This is a genomic window from Fibrobacter sp. (genome assembly GCA_024399065.1).
Lineage (GTDB): Bacteria > Fibrobacterota > Fibrobacteria > Fibrobacterales > Fibrobacteraceae > Fibrobacter.
Genome location: JAKSIB010000050.1, coordinates 1 through 18,737, shown reverse-complemented (window position 1 = coordinate 18,737; position 18,737 = coordinate 1). Strand labels below are relative to the sequence as shown.

The window sequence follows — 18,737 nt, the reverse complement described above, 5'->3', positions numbered from 1 at the left end:
GCGGCGGTAGCTCAATGGTAGAGCCTTAGCCTTCCAAGCTAATGGTTGCCGGTTCGATCCCGGTCCGCCGCTCTGGATAAAAAAAGGTCCCTCTTTCGAGGGGCCTTTTTTAACACCCTCCCCTAGCCCCTCCTCAAAGGAGAGGAACTTATCGCAGGCTTCCCCAAACCCCTTCCTAAAAGGAATTTTTAGAACAAACTAGGACTCCAGGACGGGCTTTTTTAACAGATTATTTATGCCTTTATAATTATGGGGGCATTTTCTACATTTGCGGTTGTAAAAATTTTGCCCCACGGAGGCACTTATGCTTTTTGAACAGGCCATTGCCAACTGCATTCCCAACTACACCCGCGAAGCCGAATCCGCCCACGGCGAATCTCTCGCCATGCTGGATTACAAGGATGAACTGAAAATCAAGGATCAGGCCATCAAGGAATTCTGGGAAGTGAACCGTTTGGCTGGTTCTCCGAAGCCGGTGATCGCAAGCCCCATGCCCCGCGGATACCGCACCACCAGCAAGCGCCGCGTGGCCATGGTTCCGGGCAACCTCCAGTTCGACCGCCAGGATTCCATGCTGGAACCGGAAGAACACAACAAGATTTACGACCTGCTTTTTGAAAAGCTGATCACTCCGGCCTACAAGCCGCTGGCCTACGCTCTCAACTGGATCATCATCCGCGGCACCTACAAGTACCGCGTGGTCATTTTCAACATCAAGAAAATTGACGCCACCATCGTCCGCAAGCTGAAGCAAATTTCCGAAGTCCTTCAGCAGAGCCCGTTCCATGTGACCGCCGCCCACGCCTACGTGGACACCACGGAATCCGACTACTACCTGGAAGCCAAGCGCCCCACAGAAGGTCTGAACTTCAAGCAGCTTTACGGCCCCCGCGAAATGACTTTGGACTTGGGACATTTCCGCCTTAAGTATCCCGTCACTGGTTTCAGCCAGATTAACGAAAGCCAGATCCACAACTTGATCAAGGCTGCTGGCCGCATGATGGGTCTTTCCAAGGAAGACCGATTCCTGGACCTTTACTGCGGTTACGGTTTGTTCAGTTTTGCCTTAGGCGAAGCTGCCAAGTCCGTTCTCGGTGTGGAATGGGAAGGTCCGTCCATCGAAAGCGCAAAGGCCAGCGCCAAGTTCCTGAAAAAGAACTACCGCTTTATCGCAGGCAAGATCGACGAAGATTTTATCCACCTGCGTTTGCCCAAGCCGGTTCCTGGAGAACCAGAAAAAATTTTGCTGGACCCGCCCCGTAAGGGTTGCGAGCCGGGAGTCATCAAGGCCCTGGTGATGCGCCACCCTGTACGCGTCTGCCACGTGTTCTGCGGCACAGACGAAATTCCGGAATCCCTCAAGGAATGGGAACGATACGGCTACCGCGTTCGCGAAGTACAGCCGCTGGACCTGTTCCCGGGCACTCCGCACTTGGAAACCATCGTGACCTTGGAAAAGAAATAGGCTACAGGTTCCAGGCTCGAGGTTCGAGGAATGGATATGAATTCACAGACTGCAGCACTCGAAAATAAGCCCGCGCTTTGGACACGCAATTTTGTAACTTGCGCGGCCGCCAACTTTTTGCTGTTCTTCAGCTTCTACCAGTTGCTGCCAGTTTTGCCGCTGTACATTTTCGAGAAATTCCAGACCGACAACTCCACGGCGGGCATCATCATTTCATTGTACACCATCGGTGCCCTTTGCTGCAGACCTTTTGCAGGTTTCCTTGTAGACAGCCTCAGCCGTAAGCCACTGTACTTCTGGACTTTCTTCGCCTTTACCCTCTGCTTTATTGGCTACTGGGCACTTGGGCTTTTGCCGCTTTTGGCGGTTGTCCGTTTTATGCACGGCGTGTTCTTCGGCATTTCCACCACGGCAAGTAACACGGTAGCAATCGACGCGTTGCCTGCAAGCCGCCGCGGCGAAGGTATCGGCTACTTCGGAATCAGCGTGAACCTGGCGTTCGCCACCGGCCCCATGACCGGTATGTTCCTTTACGAAGCCTTCGGTTCCGATTTGGTGTTCGGCATTTCCATTGCACTCTGCGTTATCGGACTCATTCTTGTGAAGACCTTGAATGTGAAGCCGCGCCCAAAAGTTGCACGCCCGCCTCTTTCCCTGGATAGATTTTTCTTGACCCGCGCCATTCCGCAGTTCATCAATTTCATTTTTGTGGGTTTTGCCTACGGTCCCGTAACCAACTACATTTCCCTTTACGCCAAGGAACTTGGAATCGGCGGAAGCGGTTGGTTCTACGCCTTGATTGCCGCAGGCCTCATCATGAACCGCTTGCTGACGGGACGCCTGATTGATAGAGGCTGGCTCACACGCCTGGTGGGCATGGGCATGACCCTTATCGTGGCCGCCTACTGCATGCTGGCTTTCTGCAATAGCGCCGTAGTGTTCTTCATTTCCGCATTCCTCATCGGTACCAGCCTAGGCCTCATATTCCCGGGTTACCAGACCATGTGCGTGAACCTGGCCCGTCATGACCAGCGCGGCACCGCCAACAGCACTTACCTCAGTGCCTGGGATATCGGCATTGGTATCGGCATTTTGGCTGGCGGATCCATGGCCCAAAAATTCGGCATGCACCAGCAGGTCTTTGTGACATGCGCCATCGCTCTCGCCATTGCAGACATTATGTTCTGGGCATACACCTCCAAGCATTACTTGAAGAACAAGTTGGAAGGAGTCTAAGATGAAACCCTGGAAGCTTCTTGATACGGAATATCTGGTGAACGCCCCCTGGCTGAAAGTCGCCAAGGAAAAATGCGAACTGCCCAACGGAAAAGTCATTGATGATTTTTACACCTTGTGGCAGCCGGACTGGGTTCTGATCCTCGCCCGCACCACGGAAGGCAAGTGGGTTATGACGGAACAGTACCGCCACGGCACCGGTAAGATTGCATTGGAATTTCCTGCAGGAATTATCGACAAGAACGAGACTTCGGAACAGGCTGCAGTGAGAGAACTGCAGGAAGAATGCGGTTATAGATTAGACGAGAGACAAAAGACGAGAGACGAGAGACCCGATGGCGAATCCGGTCAAAATTCCCTCGAACCTCGGGCCTCGAACCTCACATATCTGGGAGCATACCCGGTGAATCCGGATCGTCACCGCGGAAAATTTCACGTCGTATTCATTGACGGCGTCGTACGTGCAGGCAAGACCAGCTTTGACGACACCGAAGATATTGAATCTTCTGAAATGACGGACGAAGAACTGCAGGCAAAGATGCTTGACGGAACCTTCAGTCACCCGCTGCAGATGGCAGGCTATTTCAAGTGGAAACTGAGCCAGAAGTGATTTCTGATCCGCAGACAGACTCCTGGCAGGAACAGCCCCGCCGCCCTATTCAAACTCCAATTCTCGTTTTGGGATTGAATGGCGTCCCCGGTTACGCCCTCTTTAGGCATTTTAACAAACTGTTTGGCGGCACCGACGAAAGCGACGGGAACAGTGGAACAATACACCCGGCAAAGCGCCACCCCGACGCACAGGCACCCCTTATCGGTATTCGACCCATCAAGCATCCCTGCGTTTTTGGTCAAGATGTGGTTGCGATCGATGCAGAAGATACGGCAGGCCTTACCGCACTATTCGAGAAGCACAAGTTCAAGACGGTGATTGATGCCAGCGGAAACTGCGCGCTGAAAGCCTGCGAATGCGACACGCCCCGAAGCTATTTGCTGAACTGTTCCCAGGGAGTGGACGCTGCCCAGCTGGCAGCAGAATACAACTGTGCATTCGTGCGAATTTCAACGGACATGGTGTGGAGCGGCAGCGAAGAAACAGTACACCTGCGCCCCTATAAAGAAGATACGGTCAAGGACCCTATCCATAATTACGGCAAGCACCAGCTGGAAGCGGAAATGGAAATTCAGCGAATCAAGCCCGACGCTGTCATGCTGCGCGTGCCCCTGCCTATGGACTATGCTCCCGGCGGATGCGCCGGCGCCATCGACTGGATCAGCTATCGTTTTAGACCGGGCCGCCCCGCCACACTTTATACCGATGAATACCGCAGGCCCATTTACGGTAATGACATGTGCCGCGTGGTTCAATACATTCTGGAACACGAATTTCCTGCAGGCATTTACAACTGCGGAGGTCCGCGTCGTGTCACCTTGTATAACGCAGGCCAGCTGGTGAACGCCATCGGTGGCTACCCCGCAGAACTGCTTCACGGTTGCCCCCGAATCGAAGCAGGCCCCATGCCCCCACGTGTAGGCGACCTGGACATTGACAACAGCAAGCTCTACAGCCAATTGCCACCTGGCTTTATTCGTCCCTGGCCTTTTGACGACGCCATTGTTCCAACAAGCAGAGACTGGCACAAATTTTTCGGGCGCAACGAAACAGACAAACACAAAGTAGGTAGCGAAGAAGCCATCTACCGTTTGCTAGTTCTTGGCGAAAAATACTAATGTGAAAATTATCCAATCCGATATTCCGGATGGAACAGTTTCAAAAATTCACGGTGTAGCTGTTTATCACCGTACTTGTCTTCTGCACCTTCTGCTAATTCTTCCGGTTTATATCCCGAACGAATATTTAGAAGACAAACAGATTTTACATCGTCATTATAATTGAAATCTATGCGGAACGTGCGATAAGCCAGCACCCCAGTGCTTTTTTTTTCATCTAGAACAAGACGACGCCGGGTTCCATCAAGAGCGCCTTCACCAAAGCCGCCACGACCTAGCTGAACATCTGCAAAACTCATCAAGTCAAAGGAACTGTTTTCACAAATCCATTTATTTTGAGCAGCAAATGTTTCCGAAGTTTCCACAATCCATCGTTCCCCATCCTGCTCTTCTACCCAACCAGCTTTTGCATCAGGGAAAGCATCTGCCATGGGAATGTAAGGTTTAATATCAATGATAGGTGATTCGTTCAGCAGATCCGCTTCATCCACGTAAAGCGTAAGGCCTTCAATTTTCAGCAGGCGAACACAGCTCAATCCAATGGGATTGGGGCGATAAGGCGAACGGCTGGCAAAAGTGCCAACGCGATCCTTTCCCTTGGGCGGAACTGGCGGGCGGGTTGTTGGGCGCCATCCTTCATTTTCATGAAACTGGAACAGCACCCAAATGCGTTCAAAGCCTTCCAAGTCACGGAGGGCCATTTCAAAATTACATCCAGCATTCAAGACAATGCGACCAGGATGTCCTGCAAAAAGACGGCCCTGTCGGGGAGCGTCGTACTTGTATACAGCATCGCCAAAAAATGTTCCGATGGGTTTAATTTCCATGCGAAAAAATTTAGAATTTCTATTATTGCATTAGTCCCTATTCCACTGGAGTTCTCCAATGAAAGCATCGACTTTTGCATTCAAGATAGCTACCGCGGCAATTCTTGTCGCAGCAACAGTTTTTACAACATCCTGCAATTCCGAAAAGCAGAACATCCGTTTCGGTTCCGGCAACAAGGGCGGTCTTTACGATAAGTTCGCCAACAGTTTTGCTGAAACTTTTAACAAGGCAAACGGCAGCATTCAAATTCAGGTGAAGAACACCTCTGGAACTTCCGCAAACATCCGCCTCATTGAAGAAGGTTTCATTGACTTCGGTATTGTCCAGGCCGATATTTTGAAAGACTACTTGATGCGCAGCCGCATGCGTCACGCCATCGCCGCTGTAGCTGGACTTTACACCGAATCCATCCAGATCGTGGTGGCAGGCGATTCTGAAATCAAGTCCGTTGCTGATCTCGTCGGCAAACGCGTCGCCGTGGGTGAAGAAGAATCCGGCGTGCTTCGCAATGCAGAAATCATTTTGGAATCCTACGGAATTTCTTTGGACAAGGTGGACGCCAAAAAACTCAGTTTCAAGGAATCTGCCGACGCTTTAAAGGCTGGCGAAATTGACGCCTTCTTCTGCACCGCAGGTATTCCCACCCCCTCTATTAGCGAACTTGCAAACAGCAAGAACATTCGCCTTCTTTCCATCGGCGAAGCTGACGCCGCTCGCATCATGGGCCTCCATCCGGAACTTACTGCAAGCGTCATTCCCGCAGGCACCTACGCAGGCCAGGAAGCCGACCTGCAAACCCTTGGGGCAAAGGCTGTTCTCGTAGCAAACCAACTGATAGACAACGCCACCGTAGCTAAGGTCGCCGAATCCGTTTTCGCAATCGCCGCAGCAAACATTGCATCCGCCTCCACGGCCAATTCCATTGCCGTAGCCACCGCACTTGAAAATGCCACCGCAAATATTCCCGTAGCCTTCCATCCGGGCGCAGCAGCATTCTACGCCAGCAAGAACGCTAAAGTAGAAGTCGTCGAACCCCTCCAGGCCCGCGGTCCCATTCCCTCTACAGGCGACTAAGGAGAAACCATGTTCACATTATCTTTAGACATGTACCAGACCTTGGCCCTGGCCGTCATCGTTCTCGTCTTCGGCGCCAACCTGAAAAAGAAAATCAAGTTCCTGGAAAAGTTCTGCATTCCCTCCCCGGTGGTGGGTGGCATTGTATTCGCTTGTATTTCCTGCATTTTGTACAAGCTAAATCTTCTGGAATTCCAGTTTGACGAAACCTTGAAATCCATCTGCATGATGGTGTTCTTCACCTCCGTAGGTTTCAACGCCAACTTGAAGATTTTGAAGAGCGGTGGCATCAACCTGATTCTCCTCCTGATCTGCGTCTGCGTGCTTATCGTATTCCAGAATTCCCTGGCAGTTTTCCTGGCCAAGTTGCTTCACGTAAGCCCGCTGGTAGGCCTTTCCGCAGGTTCCATCTCCATGGTGGGCGGCCACGGTACCGCAGGCGCCTTCGGCCCGGTCCTTGAAGATTTCGGCATGGAAGGAGCCACCACCCTCTGCACCGCTGCAGCAACCTTCGGCCTTGTGGCAGGTTCTCTCATGGGTGGCCCCCTGGGTCGCAAGCTCATCCTCAAGCGCGATCTTCTGAAGTCCGCCAAAACCGAAGACAAGACAGAACTTAAGGAAGAGCAGAGCAAGTACAAGCGTTCCGCAAAGCGCTACTCCACCGCAGCCTTCCAGCTGGCCATCGCCATGGGCTTCGGCACTTTGGTTTCCACCCTTCTTTCCAAAACCGGCATGACCTTCCCCGCCTACATCGGCGCCATGATCGTTGCCGCCATCATGCGTAACATTTGCGAATACAGCAGCAAGTACGAAGTCCACATGGGTGAAATCAGCGACGTGGGTGGCATCTGCCTTTCATTGTTCCTGGGCATCGCCATGATCACCCTGAAGCTCTGGCAGCTCACCTCCCTGGCCTTGCCTTTGGTGGTGTTGCTCTGCGCACAGACCTTGCTCATGTTCCTGTTCGCCTACTTCATCGTGTTCAATGTGATGGGTCGCGATTACGATGCCGCGGTACTTTCCGCCGGCGTTTGCGGTTTCGGCATGGGTGCAACCCCCAACGCCATGGCCAACATGCAGGCCATCACCAACCGTTTCGCCCCCGCCGTGAAGCCCTACCTGCTGGTCCCCATCGTAGGAAGTATGTTTGCAGACTTCATTAACAGCCTCTGTATCACCTTCTTCATCAATCAGTTCTAGCTAGTGGTTAGTGGTTAGTGGTTAGTGATTAGGAACGTTCTTGACCAGAAAAAACTGTTTACTAACCACTGTCTACTAAACACTTTTTCTACATTTGCACGCGATGAAAGATAAAGCACGTAAACTCATTGAAAAGTACGAAGAACTGGAATCCGAATTGGGCAATCCCGATGTTCTTGGTGACCAGGCTCGTTACAACAAGATCCATAAGCAGTACAAGGGTATTGAAAAGGCCGTGATCAAGGCCAAGGAATACCTGCAGATGGTCAACGACCAGGAAGAATGGAAGATGGCTCTGGGCGATTCCGACCCGGAAATGGTTGCCATGGCCAAGTCTGAACTGAGTTCCATCGAAAAGGCACTGCCGGGTCTTACCGACGAATTGCAGATTCTCATGGTTCCCAAGGATCCGTGGGACTTCCGTAACGCAACTATCGAAATTCGTGGCGGTACCGGCGGTGACGAATCCGCACTGTTCGCTGGCGACCTCTTCCGTATGTACCGCGCCTATTGCGAAAAGATGGGCTGGAAGATCACCATCCAGGACCTGAGCGAAGGTACTGTGGGCGGCTACAAGGAAATCCGCGCCTACATCGAAGGCGATAGCGTTTACGGCACATTGAAGTTTGAAAGTGGCGTTCACCGCGTGCAGCGCGTGCCGGAAACTGAAACCCAGGGCCGTGTTCACACCTCTGCGGCAACTGTCGCAATCCTTCCGGAAGCAGAAGAAGTGGACGTTGAAATTCGCGAAGCCGACATTCACATGGACACCTACCGTTCCAGTGGTGCTGGCGGTCAGTACATTAACAAGACTGACTCCGCAGTGCGTTTGACCCATATTCCCACAGGCGTGGTGGTGAGCTGCCAGACTGAACGTTCTCAGTTGCAGAACCGCTTGCACGCTATGGAAATGCTCCGTTCCAAGATTTTGGACGAAGTCATCGCCAAGAAGGAACGTGAAGAAGCGGCCAGCCGTAAGGCCCTCGTGGGTACCGGCGACCGCTCCGCCAAGATCCGTACTTACAACTATCCGCAGAACCGCGTGACCGATCACCGCATCGGCCTCACCTTGTACAACCTGGACCAGGTTGTAGCAGGCGACCTTCAGGAAGTCATCAACGGCCTCCAGATGGCTAACGCTCAGGAAAAGTTGGGCAAGTTCCAGGCTTAGTCCGGCGCCCTAACCAGTAAGGAAAGCGCGATGGCAACACCCGCAAATAACGGTCCCATGACGGTTCTTGAAATTTTGAACCGCACCAAGGTCTTCTTTGAAAAGAAAGGCGTTCCTGATCCTCTGCTGGACGCACAGCACATCATCAGTTTCGGCCTCCAGATGAAGAACCGCATGGATCTTTACCTGAACTTCGAAAAGCCCTTGACTTCGGCGGAACTGGACACCCTCCGCCCGCTGGTGGCACGCCGCGCCAACCGCGAACCGTTGCAGCACATCATCGGCGATACAAGTTTCCGCGGATTCATTATCAAGTGCGACGCTAGAGCCCTCATTCCTCGTTCTGAAACCGAAGACATCGTGGACATGGTGAAGAACAGCGTGAAGGAAGTTGAATCTCCCTTCGTGGTGGAAATCGGAACCGGTTCCGGCTGCATCGCCATCTCCTGCGTCAAGGAAATGGAAACCGCCAAGGTTCTGGCCTGCGATGTTTCCGAAGACGCATTGGCACTGGCTCGCGAAAATGCAGAAGCCAACGAGCTGAACAGCGACAAGCTGGTCTTTGCTCAGGGAGACTTGCTGAACGCCGTTACTGCCGAAACTCTCGCCTCCGCAGGCTACAGCGCCGACAAGAAGATTGACTGCCTGGTGGCAAACCTCCCCTACATTCCGGATTCCGAAAAGGGAAAGCTCCAGCCGGAAGTGGACAAGTTCGACCCGGCCCTCGCCCTCTACGGTGGTGCCGACGGTCTGGAACTGGTTCGCAAGCTCCTCCAGCAGTCCGAAAACCGCCTCCGCAGCGGCGCCATGATTTTCCTGGAAATCGGATCCGAGCAGGCAGAAGTTTTGAAGGCCGAAGCCTCCAACTATCCTTGGCTGGAATTCGCAGGTATTCATAAAGACTACTGCGACAACATCCGCTTCGTAAGCTACAAGGCTAAGTAAAAAAGACCCGGTCGAAACCGGGCCTTTTCTTTTTCATCTAACCAACAACTAAGAAAAAAACATCGTGCTACGGCATGGCGCAACCCAGCGCAGCCAGCACGTAGGTTTCGCTTTCGCCCATGCGGTAAAAGGGCAGCAAGTCCTCGTCATCAACAAATCCGTCAGAAAAGCCATTCATCTGAAGTTGTTCATCAATACGGCGCTTGAACATTTCAAAGCCAGACACCCAGGGTTTCTGTTCCGGGATTTCAACCACGTTAGTCACAACAGCTTTTGCATTCTTCTTCATGGACTTGTTTCTCATAGTTACTCCTATAAGGCACCGACACTTTCTTCCTTGTCTCAATTCATCACTAGTGCCTTTCTGTGCACAAATATAAAAACAGCGATTGTCAATTTCTGACAATCGCCATCTATCCCAAAATTTTTCTGATTTTTATTCGAAGTCGTACATGCTGTTGTACGTATTCTCGAGAATTTCTTCTTCCTTGCTCTTGACCTCGACCTTCTTTTCTTCAGGCTTTCTACCGAGGTTTTCGTAATACTGAGCAGAAAGTCTTTCAATATGTTCTTCGCTGTTCTTGACACGCTTGCGGAGACGTTCCAGATCCTTGTCTGTAATTGTGATTCGGGAATTCAGCAGCTTTGCAGCTTCCCTGCCCCACGGAGTCTGAGGATGAGTTTCACTGAGTGTTTTCAAATTGGCGACGACGCTGTCCACACGATCCGGATTCATTCGGAAGTAGATGCTCTTCATGTAAAGAGCCTGAGCCCCGGATTGCGTTTCAGGATATTCCTGATACAAACTATCAAAGGCATTGAATGCAGATGCATAGGCAGAATCAACCAAGTCCATTTGATCCACAGGCATTTCGGAAGCGATGGTCCACAAGCTTTCTGCCACCAGATAACGGTCTCTAGCCAAATCTTCGCGAGTCTTCAAAGTGACACGCATACCCAAGTTAGCCTGGGCCTGCTTACCATATTCCGTGTCCGGATACTTTTCAACAATTTCCTTGTAGATTTCTTCAGCGGCATCAGGGTCGTGCAGGAATTCATCCAAAATAAATGCCTTGGCATAAGTAGCCTTCAAAACCTGAACGCTATCCTTGGATTCCTCGATAATGGCTGACAATCGGGTAACGGCGCTATCCACTTCATCCAACTTGAACAGGAACAATTCTGCAATTTGGAATTCAGAACTGAAGAAGCCCGTCATATTAGGAATGGAATCTTTTTTACGCAAGGAATCGTTCTGGTTACGCATGGCAAGGAGACGCTTCAGCGCATCACGACGATTGCGGCTTTCCATGCCCCATTCGCAAATGCTTCTTGCCATAAAGCTACTGTCGTAATAGGCAATAGCATTTTCATAATCCATCTTCTTGTTCTGTTCGTAATCGCCCAAGGTATAGTAACTACGGGAAGAGTATTCCGTGCGCGGATATTCGTCGTTCACCTTTTGCAAAATGACGATTGCATCGGCGTACTTTTCCGCCATCAAGGTCACTTCGCCGATACGAACCAGATACAAGGAACGAGCAGCAGCGAACTCTTCGTTCTTGTACAGTTCCTTGAACTCGTCGGCAGCCTTCAAGAAATCCTTCTGCTTGACCAAGCATTCCGCGGCCTGTTCGCCAGACGTTTGACGTTCTCTCACATTAAGCTGGGAAATTTCTTTTGCAGTGTAGTGTTCACGAGCCTTGCCCCATTCTTCCATCTTGAAGTAAAGTCCGGCAAGTCTAAAGTGAGCCTTTGCTCGCATGAAGGGTGTTCCCGAGGTGTCAGCAAGGACAGCCTCCAAGGAAGCAATAGCCTGTTCCGGAAAGTCTGCCTTTTCATCCAAAAGGGACAAAAGATTCAATCCCTGGAAATAGTAGGGATGATCCTTCCTTGAAACAACAGGTTCAAGGGCAAAGCGGCTAATGTTGTATTCGCCATTTCTGTACAAGCAGTAGGCACGCTGATATTCCACCGTAGCCATGGAATCATTTTCAGAGAAATAGCGTTCAAACTCATCGTACTTGGTGATGGCCTTCCCCCATTCCTGCTTGTGGCGATAAGACTCACCAATCAGGAACACAGCTTCGGCCGTACGCTTCGTATTCTTGGGGAAACGTTCAAGAACGCGAGAGCCTTTTTCAATGACCTTATCATACTTGACTCGTTCATCAGAACCGGGGAGAGAAGTTTCTGAATCAGGCACAGAATCCTGACGAGCCTGACGCATCTCAGAAGCTTCATCGTAAAGACGTTCAGCATTGAACATGTGGTTCAAATAAGCGCAGCAAGTACAGCCTTCCAAAGCAAAGGCTGCCAAAGCTAAAGCGATTATTCGAATTCCACGCATATTCATTAAAATACAAAAAAACTATTCTCAATATTGGTTCAAATACTTGGCGTAATCGCAGAGTTTCAAGCCAGGCGGCAATGCGGACTTGTCAAAACGAATCATGCGCACTTCTGCAGGTTTACCAACCACTCGGGCCAATAATTCAAAGTTGTCCTGAGTTTCCCAGACTGCAGCATCCAAGATAAGATCGTCTCCACAATCGGTTTCTCCAGTGCTATTACCGATACCGGAAATTCTAGAGTTCTGCTTGAGCAAGCGAGTGAACACTTCCGGAGCAATTCCCAAATGGTTGGAATTGGAAGAAGAGTCAAAGACTACCACGTGGACTTCCTTGAAGTGATTCAGGGAATCGAAGACTACCGTATAGGTGTGCAGGTAAGGAGCCGTATAGAAAGATTCCTGCCATACGTTATTAGCAACCGGTCGGAAATTGCTGATGGAATACTTCTTGAAGAATTCCTTCGGAGTAGCGCCATAACGAACAAGGTAATGACCAAGCATGGTCGAGAAATCATGCTTCGTAGACGGCATGCTGTTTCCGCGCAAGCTGTCGATAGCTCGGTTCAAGTTTGCGGTCAAGCCGTCATTTTTCACGACAGGAGCCACACGCACTGCGTTCGTTTCCTGAACCAGCTGACGGATATCCGGATATTCCGGATCGGCCTTCTGAATTTCCTGGAACTGCTGACGTGCGCGGTCAAAGTAGCGGCCCTTCATGTAGGCACGGCCCAAAGCTTCGCGCAAAGGCAGGTTTTCCGGGTAACGTTCTACCAGCGGTTCCAAGATATCGCAGGCAGTCTGAGCCCTTTCCTGGGGAGACATTGCACCACCGTTGCTCGGGCCCGGAGGAGTCTTTTCGCCAATAGATGCTGCTGCCTCCTTAGCAGGACCATAGTCGGGACGGAAAGCCAGGATACGCTGGTAAAGTTTTTCAGCGGCATCAAAGTTGCCTTGGTATTCGTTGAGGAAGCCCTGCAGCAAAAGCAAGCGGACGTTCATGGGATACTGGGAAAGTGCGTAGTCCACGATAGCGGAGCAGCTGTCCAGCAAGCCGTTCTGGTGATAAATTTCAGCCAGCAGTTCGTAGGCCTTGGGAGCTTCCCCGTTGGAAAGGCTGATTACAGTGCGGAGTTCACCAGCCGCCTGGAGCAACCTGGAATTGTTCATCAGGAGCTGAGCAAACCAAAGTCTGGCTTCAATAAGGGAAGGAGCCTTTTCCGTCGCAGCGCGGGCCAGCTCCAGAGCTGCAGTCTCATTACCTGCGGCATAGAAATTTCGGCTATCCAGGTAAGTGGCAATGCCAGTTCCCGGATACTTGCCCTGAAGCTTTCCAACCAGCAAAGCTTGACGGTCGTGCTGGTTTTCCGAAAGCTGTCCCATTTCAAACGTGGTGTTCACTTCGCCCCAGATTGCAGGGAGCAGGTCCGGGTAAAGAGCCACGACGCCATCATAGATATCGTAGGCAGAACCATACATGCCGGAGCGGAAAAGTTCCGTTGCACGACGCAGTTCTGTTTGAACCTGGATCGGGGACTTGGAAACAGCATCGGCCATATCAGGAGCGTCACCACGAGGTACGGAAGAACCAGCCGGCAAACCGTAAGGTACACCACCAACCGTGATTTTAGACGGTCCATAAATATCATAAGCGCGCCAGCCGGCAAAAGCCAGCAGCGCACCGCAACACAAAGCCAAAAACAGGTATGCGGCCTTCTGTGCTCCCGAAGTTTTTTTAGCCATTAATCTTCCAAAAAGTCAGCCAGCTTTTCCTTGTGTTCCTTGCTCTTCTGCAAGCGACGCAAAGTCTTGTTCTTGATCTGGCGGACACGTTCACGGCTCAGCTTCAAGTCTTCGCCGATGTCTTTCAAGGTGGTATCTTCAACGGTATCCAGACCGTAGAACATACGCAAAATTTCTTCTTCACGCTGTGGCAAGGAGGACAGGGTTTCCTGGATCAACTTCTTGCGTTCTTCCCTTTCCATGTCTTCGTCCTGGTTGCCTTCGGAGCCAAGAACGTCCATGAGGGTGCTAACGGATTCGCTGCTGCTAGAAACTGTGGTGCTGTCGCCGATAGGAGCATCCAAGGAAATATCCACGATCTTTTCCATGACTTCCACGATGTCCCTTTCAAAGGGAGAGAATTCATCCATGGCGATGGTCTTATCGTAGTCACCGTCGTTCTGCATCAAGGCGCGCTTAAAACGGTTTACCAAGGCAAGCTTGTTAGGCGGAATTCGGACCGCGCCCACTTGTTCAAACAAAGCCTTCTGAATGGACTGACGAATCCACCACACTGCGTAGGAGATGAACTTCACGTCCTTGTCCATATCGAAGCGCTTGGCCGCCTTGAACAAGCCCAAGTTACCTTCGTTGATCAAATCCAAGAGAGAAAGTCCACGGCCCTGGTACTTGCGAGCCACGCTAACCACGAAACGGAGGTTACCGCGAATCAAGCGCTGCAGGGCGGACTTACGAATTTCTTCGGTGGATCCGGTCTTGATAATGGTCAGGAGAGCCGACTCCTCCTGGGGAGTCAGTGTCGGGAACCGATTCAAGTCTCGGAAATAGAGGGCTTCGTTTGCATCACTCATATCATTATCACCTAAAATTCAATAACTCGGAATAAGATTTGAACAAATATGGTTTTTTAAGCCAAATCCGTCAATTCCTTCAATTTATCATAAGGGTAAATTCCAGAATTATGGCCGTCGCTAAAAGCCAGAGAGGCTGCATAGCGGCCAACAGACTGGACCTTCACCAACTTAATGTCTTCTGGCACAGTGGAATCGTCCAAAAGCTTCACGCCGGTATGCTCATCCACACACAGGGCGCAGGGGCATGCACAACGCAGCTTGCGGATGGAACAGGCCCCGCGGCTACCGTCGGTCCATTCAAAACCAAGCTTGCCGTCGGCGGTTCTAAAAACTTTCTTAGGCTGGATCATTAGACTTCCTCCACCGGCAACTGGTCAAATTCATAGTTGAAGGTCTTGAGAACGCCATCGCCTTCGTGATCAAAGATGGAGATGGTTCTGACCATGGCGTCGGCCGCTTCCATAAAGGCCTTTGCAGATTCGGAGTTGGGATTGCTCAACACTGCCGGAGTACCGGAGTCGCCACAGTCGGCAACGGCAGGTTCCAGAGGAACCTTGGCAATGAGGGGTACGCCCCACTTTTCTGCGATCTTGGCACCCCCCCCCTGACGGAAGATGTAGTGGGGTTTGTTGCACTGGTCGCAAATGAAGTAGCTCATGTTTTCCACGATACCGATGACAGGCACGCCCACGTTGTCGAACATGGCGATACCCTTACGGCAGTCAGCCAAGGCCACTTCCTGCGGGGTGGTCACAACCACGGCACCTGCCATGGGACAGTTCTGGGTCAAGGTCAACTGGATGTCACCTGTTCCTGGAGGGAAGTCCACCAGAAGGTAGTCCAGCTTGCCCCAACGAACATGATGAATGAAATGCTGGATCATCTGACTCACCATAGGACCGCGCCAGATGGTAGCCTTGTCGGAATCAGCGAACATGCACATGGAGACGATGCTTACGCCGCCCTTGGCTTCAACAGGGGCAATGGTGTTGTCGTCAAAAACTTCAGGAGCCTTGTCGATGCCGAACATGAGGCCCATGCTGGGGCCGTAAATATCAGCATCAAGGATACCCACGCGGGCCCCAGACAAACTTAGGGCCATGGCCAAGTTTGCGGTGACTGTGGACTTACCCACGCCACCCTTTCCGCTAGCCACAGCCACCACATGGGCCACTTCGCCGATGTGGGAATTCTTGGGAGCCTGTGCTGCAGAATTACCTGTAGCGGAACCACCTTCCTTGGCAGTGAAAGTCACATTCACTTCTGTTGCGCCAAGGCTCTTTACAATGGCGATGCACTGATCCTTGAACTGGTCACGAATCGGGCAAGTCGGCGTTGTCAGTCGAAGGTCAAAGGAAACCTTCGTGCCTTCAATTTTCAAGTTCTGCACAAAGTCCAGTTCCACAATATTCTTGTGGAGGTCCGGATCCTGCACCGCACAAAGAGCCTTTAATATAGTCTGTTCATTTAACGTCATATTTTTTCAAGCCTCGGGCCTCGAACCTGGAGCCTAGTTAAGTGAAAACTTGGGCATTCTCAATAAATGGGTCATGCAAGGCGGCCATTCTTCTTCGTAATGGCTAACCAGAATCAATGTAGTTTCTTTGGAAAGAAGCTGGAGCAAGTGGAACAGCTTTTCGCGGTATTCACCCTTCAAACCCTGGGAAGGTTCGTCCAGCAAAAGCACTTCAGGCGGGCGCATCGCGGCGCGAGCCATGAGCACCAAGCGCTTATCGATGGGAGACAAAGTGCGGATGTTCTGATCCACATCTTCGAAGCCCAGGTAGGCAAGCATTTCGCGGGCCTTCTGCTTCTGAGCCCAGGAAGGATACTCCACCTTGCAAAGCTGGGTAGTAAAACCCGTGCAAAGGACTTCCAGAAGAGTCAAGTCTTCGCGGTACTGCAAGGCAAGTTCCGGAGAGAAGAAACCAAACTTTTCCTTATGCTCCCAGACGTTCAAACCATGGCCCGGACGTTCGCCCAAAAGGACCATTTCGTTCTTGTAGATCTGCGGATGGTCTGCAGTGAGCAATCCCAGCAAGGTACTCTTGCCGGCACCATTCTCGCCCATGATAGTCCAGTGTTCGCCCTTGCGAATGCACAAGCTCAAGTTCTTGATAACGTCAGTGTCACTGAAGCGGACATTCACGTTTTTCAAATCAAACAAAACTTGAGATTTTTCATCAGCGCCCTGGGCACCATCAACCGCAATCGAGTTCTGATAAAATTCGGCAGCATCGTGGGCAACACCAGTCTTCAAGTCTACAACCTGGTAATCCTTCAGTTCCGCCTTCTTGTACTTCGGTGCGGAAGCAGACTTGGGCAATTCACCCTGGTATTCCACAAAGGTCTTGTTCTCGTAAACGAAGGCCGGAATTTCCGGAAGCAATTCATCTTCACGGGCCAAGCGCACAGCAATCTTCAATTCAGAGCCGCGACTACGAGCAAGGTCAGCAACACAGCCCGCCAAGTGGGCGCGGTATTCCGGGTCAAGACCGCCAAACAAATCGTTAAAGTAAACCCACTGGGGCTTTTCCATCCACATACGTGCCAAAAGAACTCGGCGTAATTCTCCGTTGGAAAGACTCAGCAACTTACGGTCCAAAATGCCCATAGCCAGGTCCGCAATCTTCAAAGCTTCATCGAGTTTGGTAGTATCCGTTTCAGCCCACGCCATATCTTCGATATAGCGATCTGTCTGCAAAAAGAACTTCTTGTCCAAAAGCAAGTTCTTCACCAGCGGAGCCTCGGTATCATAAAGGCTCACAAAACGCTGCTGCCAGAACGGAGCCAATGCACGTTGGATACGACGCTGCATCGCCTCCGACATTGTGGAGACGTCCGTCTGCTGATTCAAGAAATGAGTAATGACTCTGTCGAGATCCTCGCCATCGGTGCTAAAAATCTGCACCTGGGGAAACTTCTCGATCAAAGCTTCAAAACGCTTAAATTCCATGGGCGCAAATTTAGAAAAAATCCTGTTCGCCCATAAAAGAAAAACTCCCGACATTACGCCGGGAGTTCATCAAAATTATCATTCATCCTTTACACAACGAACAGACAAAGCCTCATTGCGTTTTTTCAAACTAACCGAGTCATCATCCTTCGTCAGGCAAAGGGCGAACATGTTGTAATTCGTTCCAGAAAGCGTTCCATAAGACCAAGATTCTTCGCTATATCCAGAAGAAGACCAGAAGCAAGCAGATTCGCCTAGAGTAGATACAACAACCATGCCATACTTCGAATCCTTGGTAACGTAACCAGATCCGACTGCTGAAAAACCAGATTCATTACTGCCACCATTCAATGTCCAGCCAAGGGGAGACTTCAACGCCTTCCCACCGATTTTAGATACAGCCACAGAATCTTCGTTGTCCGTTCCGACAAACGTTGAATCCACAAAGGAAATCAATTCTACAAACTCATTATACCGAGGCAAATGCCAACCTTCTGGACAAACGAGTTGAGCTTCATTTGCATAATAATTATGGCCATTTAAGGAATCAAAATTTGTTGCGTTGCCATAAGCTCGAATGGAATCATCCCCATACCCCAAATTCTGTGCCATCCAAACCTTGTCACCAATCTTCACCGTTTTATAGACACTGCTATCGCGAGGATCAATCATGGTTCCATATTCAATTTCAGAATTCAGATAATCTTCAGCAGTAAATACCGGATTCTCAGCTTCGTCTTCACCATTTTCTGGACGTTTCTGACAGCTACCGGAAACCATAAGTTCCTGTTCATTTAACCACTTGCGATCGACACAAGTGTACTCCATCTTCTCACCTTTTACATATCCCACAGAGCATTCACGGGACGCGCTACACACAGGCAGTTCATCAAAGCTATTTGCAATCACGTCCTTGCCTTCGTTATCGTTGGGATCTGCAGACTTTTCATCGCCACAGCCAACAAGAGAAAATGCGGCAAGCAATGTAGCGGAAAGGACCAATAAAGAATCTTGTTTTTTCATAAAAACCTCCTAGCCTTACAAGAACCAATCTATTAAAAATCATCAGCAGAAGGTTCTCCCGAATAACAAAAAGCGTTGTTAAAAAAAACAAAAAAGTGACCCACCGGCCGGTGGTTCTTCATATACGGGCGTAGCCCTACAATACTAGCTGCGTGCAAGGG

General features: G+C 50.8%; 17 protein-coding genes and 1 tRNA gene. 9 read left to right on the top strand and 9 right to left on the bottom strand.

Annotated features, from left to right (window positions below):
• From MJZ25_15215 to MJZ25_15195, 5 genes are all read left to right on the top strand, one after another.
• Nucleotides 1-72 (top strand) — tRNA-Gly (locus MJZ25_15215).
• A gap of 232 nt (nucleotides 73-304) precedes the next feature.
• The gene (locus MJZ25_15210; protein ID MCQ2125522.1) at nucleotides 305-1,465 is read left to right on the top strand and encodes a class I SAM-dependent RNA methyltransferase; all 1,161 of its coding nucleotides are present in this window, start codon (nucleotides 305-307) and stop codon (nucleotides 1,463-1,465) included.
• A 36-nt stretch (nucleotides 1,466-1,501) separates the two neighbouring features.
• Nucleotides 1,502-2,701, top strand: coding sequence for an MFS transporter (locus MJZ25_15205; protein MCQ2125521.1), 1,200 nt, complete (start codon nucleotides 1,502-1,504; stop codon nucleotides 2,699-2,701).
• A gap of 1 nt (nucleotide 2,702) precedes the next feature.
• On the top strand, nucleotides 2,703-3,311 hold the full coding sequence (locus tag MJZ25_15200; GenBank protein ID MCQ2125520.1) for an NUDIX hydrolase: 609 nt from the start codon (nucleotides 2,703-2,705) through the stop codon (nucleotides 3,309-3,311).
• Nucleotides 3,290-4,432: a sugar nucleotide-binding protein gene (locus MJZ25_15195; protein ID MCQ2125519.1), complete on the top strand. Its 1,143-nt coding sequence runs from the start codon at nucleotides 3,290-3,292 to the stop codon at nucleotides 4,430-4,432. The genes MJZ25_15200 and MJZ25_15195 overlap by 22 nt, the downstream gene beginning before the upstream one ends.
• 8 nt (nucleotides 4,433-4,440) lie before the next feature.
• On the opposite strand, the gene tsaA is transcribed toward MJZ25_15195, so the two are convergent.
• Nucleotides 4,441-5,259: a tRNA (N6-threonylcarbamoyladenosine(37)-N6)-methyltransferase TrmO gene (tsaA, locus tag MJZ25_15190; GenBank protein ID MCQ2125518.1), complete on the bottom strand. Its 819-nt coding sequence runs from the start codon at nucleotides 5,257-5,259 to the stop codon at nucleotides 4,441-4,443.
• Nucleotides 5,260-5,317: 58 nt separating this feature from the next.
• Between tsaA and MJZ25_15185 the strand changes: the two genes are divergently transcribed.
• The 4 genes from MJZ25_15185 to prmC all read left to right on the top strand — a co-directional run bounded on the left by MJZ25_15185 (nucleotide 5,318) and on the right by prmC (nucleotide 9,650).
• Entirely contained in the window at nucleotides 5,318-6,334 is a 1,017-nt protein-coding gene (locus MJZ25_15185) for a TAXI family TRAP transporter solute-binding subunit (GenBank protein ID MCQ2125517.1), read from the top strand.
• Between the two features lie 9 nt (nucleotides 6,335-6,343).
• A complete protein-coding gene (gene gltS, locus MJZ25_15180) occupies nucleotides 6,344-7,534 on the top strand; it encodes a sodium/glutamate symporter (GenBank protein MCQ2125516.1) in 1,191 nt (396 codons plus the stop codon).
• A 103-nt stretch (nucleotides 7,535-7,637) separates the two neighbouring features.
• The gene (gene prfA, locus MJZ25_15175) at nucleotides 7,638-8,705 is read left to right on the top strand and encodes a peptide chain release factor 1 (GenBank protein ID MCQ2125515.1); all 1,068 of its coding nucleotides are present in this window, start codon (nucleotides 7,638-7,640) and stop codon (nucleotides 8,703-8,705) included.
• Nucleotides 8,706-8,735: 30 nt separating this feature from the next.
• Nucleotides 8,736-9,650, top strand: a complete 915-nt coding sequence (gene prmC / locus MJZ25_15170) for a peptide chain release factor N(5)-glutamine methyltransferase (protein MCQ2125514.1) — start codon at nucleotides 8,736-8,738, stop codon at nucleotides 9,648-9,650.
• 67 nt (nucleotides 9,651-9,717) lie between these two features.
• Here the strand turns inward: prmC and MJZ25_15165 are convergent, their stop codons facing one another.
• The 8 genes from MJZ25_15165 to MJZ25_15130 all read right to left on the bottom strand — a co-directional run bounded on the left by MJZ25_15165 (nucleotide 9,718) and on the right by MJZ25_15130 (nucleotide 18,576).
• Nucleotides 9,718-9,954 carry a hypothetical protein gene (locus MJZ25_15165; GenBank protein MCQ2125513.1) on the bottom strand — a complete coding sequence of 79 codons (237 nt, stop codon included), beginning with the start codon at nucleotides 9,952-9,954 and terminating at the stop codon, nucleotides 9,718-9,720.
• A gap of 132 nt (nucleotides 9,955-10,086) precedes the next feature.
• Complete coding sequence (locus MJZ25_15160; protein MCQ2125512.1) at nucleotides 10,087-12,000, bottom strand: tetratricopeptide repeat protein; 1,914 nt, start codon at nucleotides 11,998-12,000, stop codon at nucleotides 10,087-10,089.
• A 27-nt stretch (nucleotides 12,001-12,027) separates the two neighbouring features.
• A complete protein-coding gene (locus tag MJZ25_15155; protein ID MCQ2125511.1) occupies nucleotides 12,028-13,743 on the bottom strand; it encodes a tetratricopeptide repeat protein in 1,716 nt (571 codons plus the stop codon).
• Nucleotides 13,743-14,594: an RNA polymerase sigma factor RpoD/SigA gene (locus MJZ25_15150; protein MCQ2125510.1), complete on the bottom strand. Its 852-nt coding sequence runs from the start codon at nucleotides 14,592-14,594 to the stop codon at nucleotides 13,743-13,745. Before MJZ25_15150 ends, MJZ25_15155 begins: the two co-directional genes overlap by 1 nt.
• A 56-nt stretch (nucleotides 14,595-14,650) precedes the next feature.
• A complete protein-coding gene (locus tag MJZ25_15145; GenBank protein ID MCQ2125509.1) occupies nucleotides 14,651-14,947 on the bottom strand; it encodes a DUF971 domain-containing protein in 297 nt (98 codons plus the stop codon).
• On the bottom strand, nucleotides 14,947-16,074 hold the full coding sequence (locus MJZ25_15140; protein ID MCQ2125508.1) for an Mrp/NBP35 family ATP-binding protein: 1,128 nt from the start codon (nucleotides 16,072-16,074) through the stop codon (nucleotides 14,947-14,949). Before MJZ25_15140 ends, MJZ25_15145 begins: the two co-directional genes overlap by 1 nt.
• A gap of 33 nt (nucleotides 16,075-16,107) precedes the next feature.
• On the bottom strand, nucleotides 16,108-17,553 hold the full coding sequence (locus tag MJZ25_15135) for an ATP-binding cassette domain-containing protein (protein MCQ2125507.1): 1,446 nt from the start codon (nucleotides 17,551-17,553) through the stop codon (nucleotides 16,108-16,110).
• 78 nt (nucleotides 17,554-17,631) lie between these two features.
• Nucleotides 17,632-18,576 (bottom strand): hypothetical protein, encoded by a 945-nt coding sequence (locus MJZ25_15130; protein ID MCQ2125506.1) that lies wholly within the window; start codon nucleotides 18,574-18,576, stop codon nucleotides 17,632-17,634.
• Between the last annotated feature and the right edge of the window lie 161 nt (nucleotides 18,577-18,737).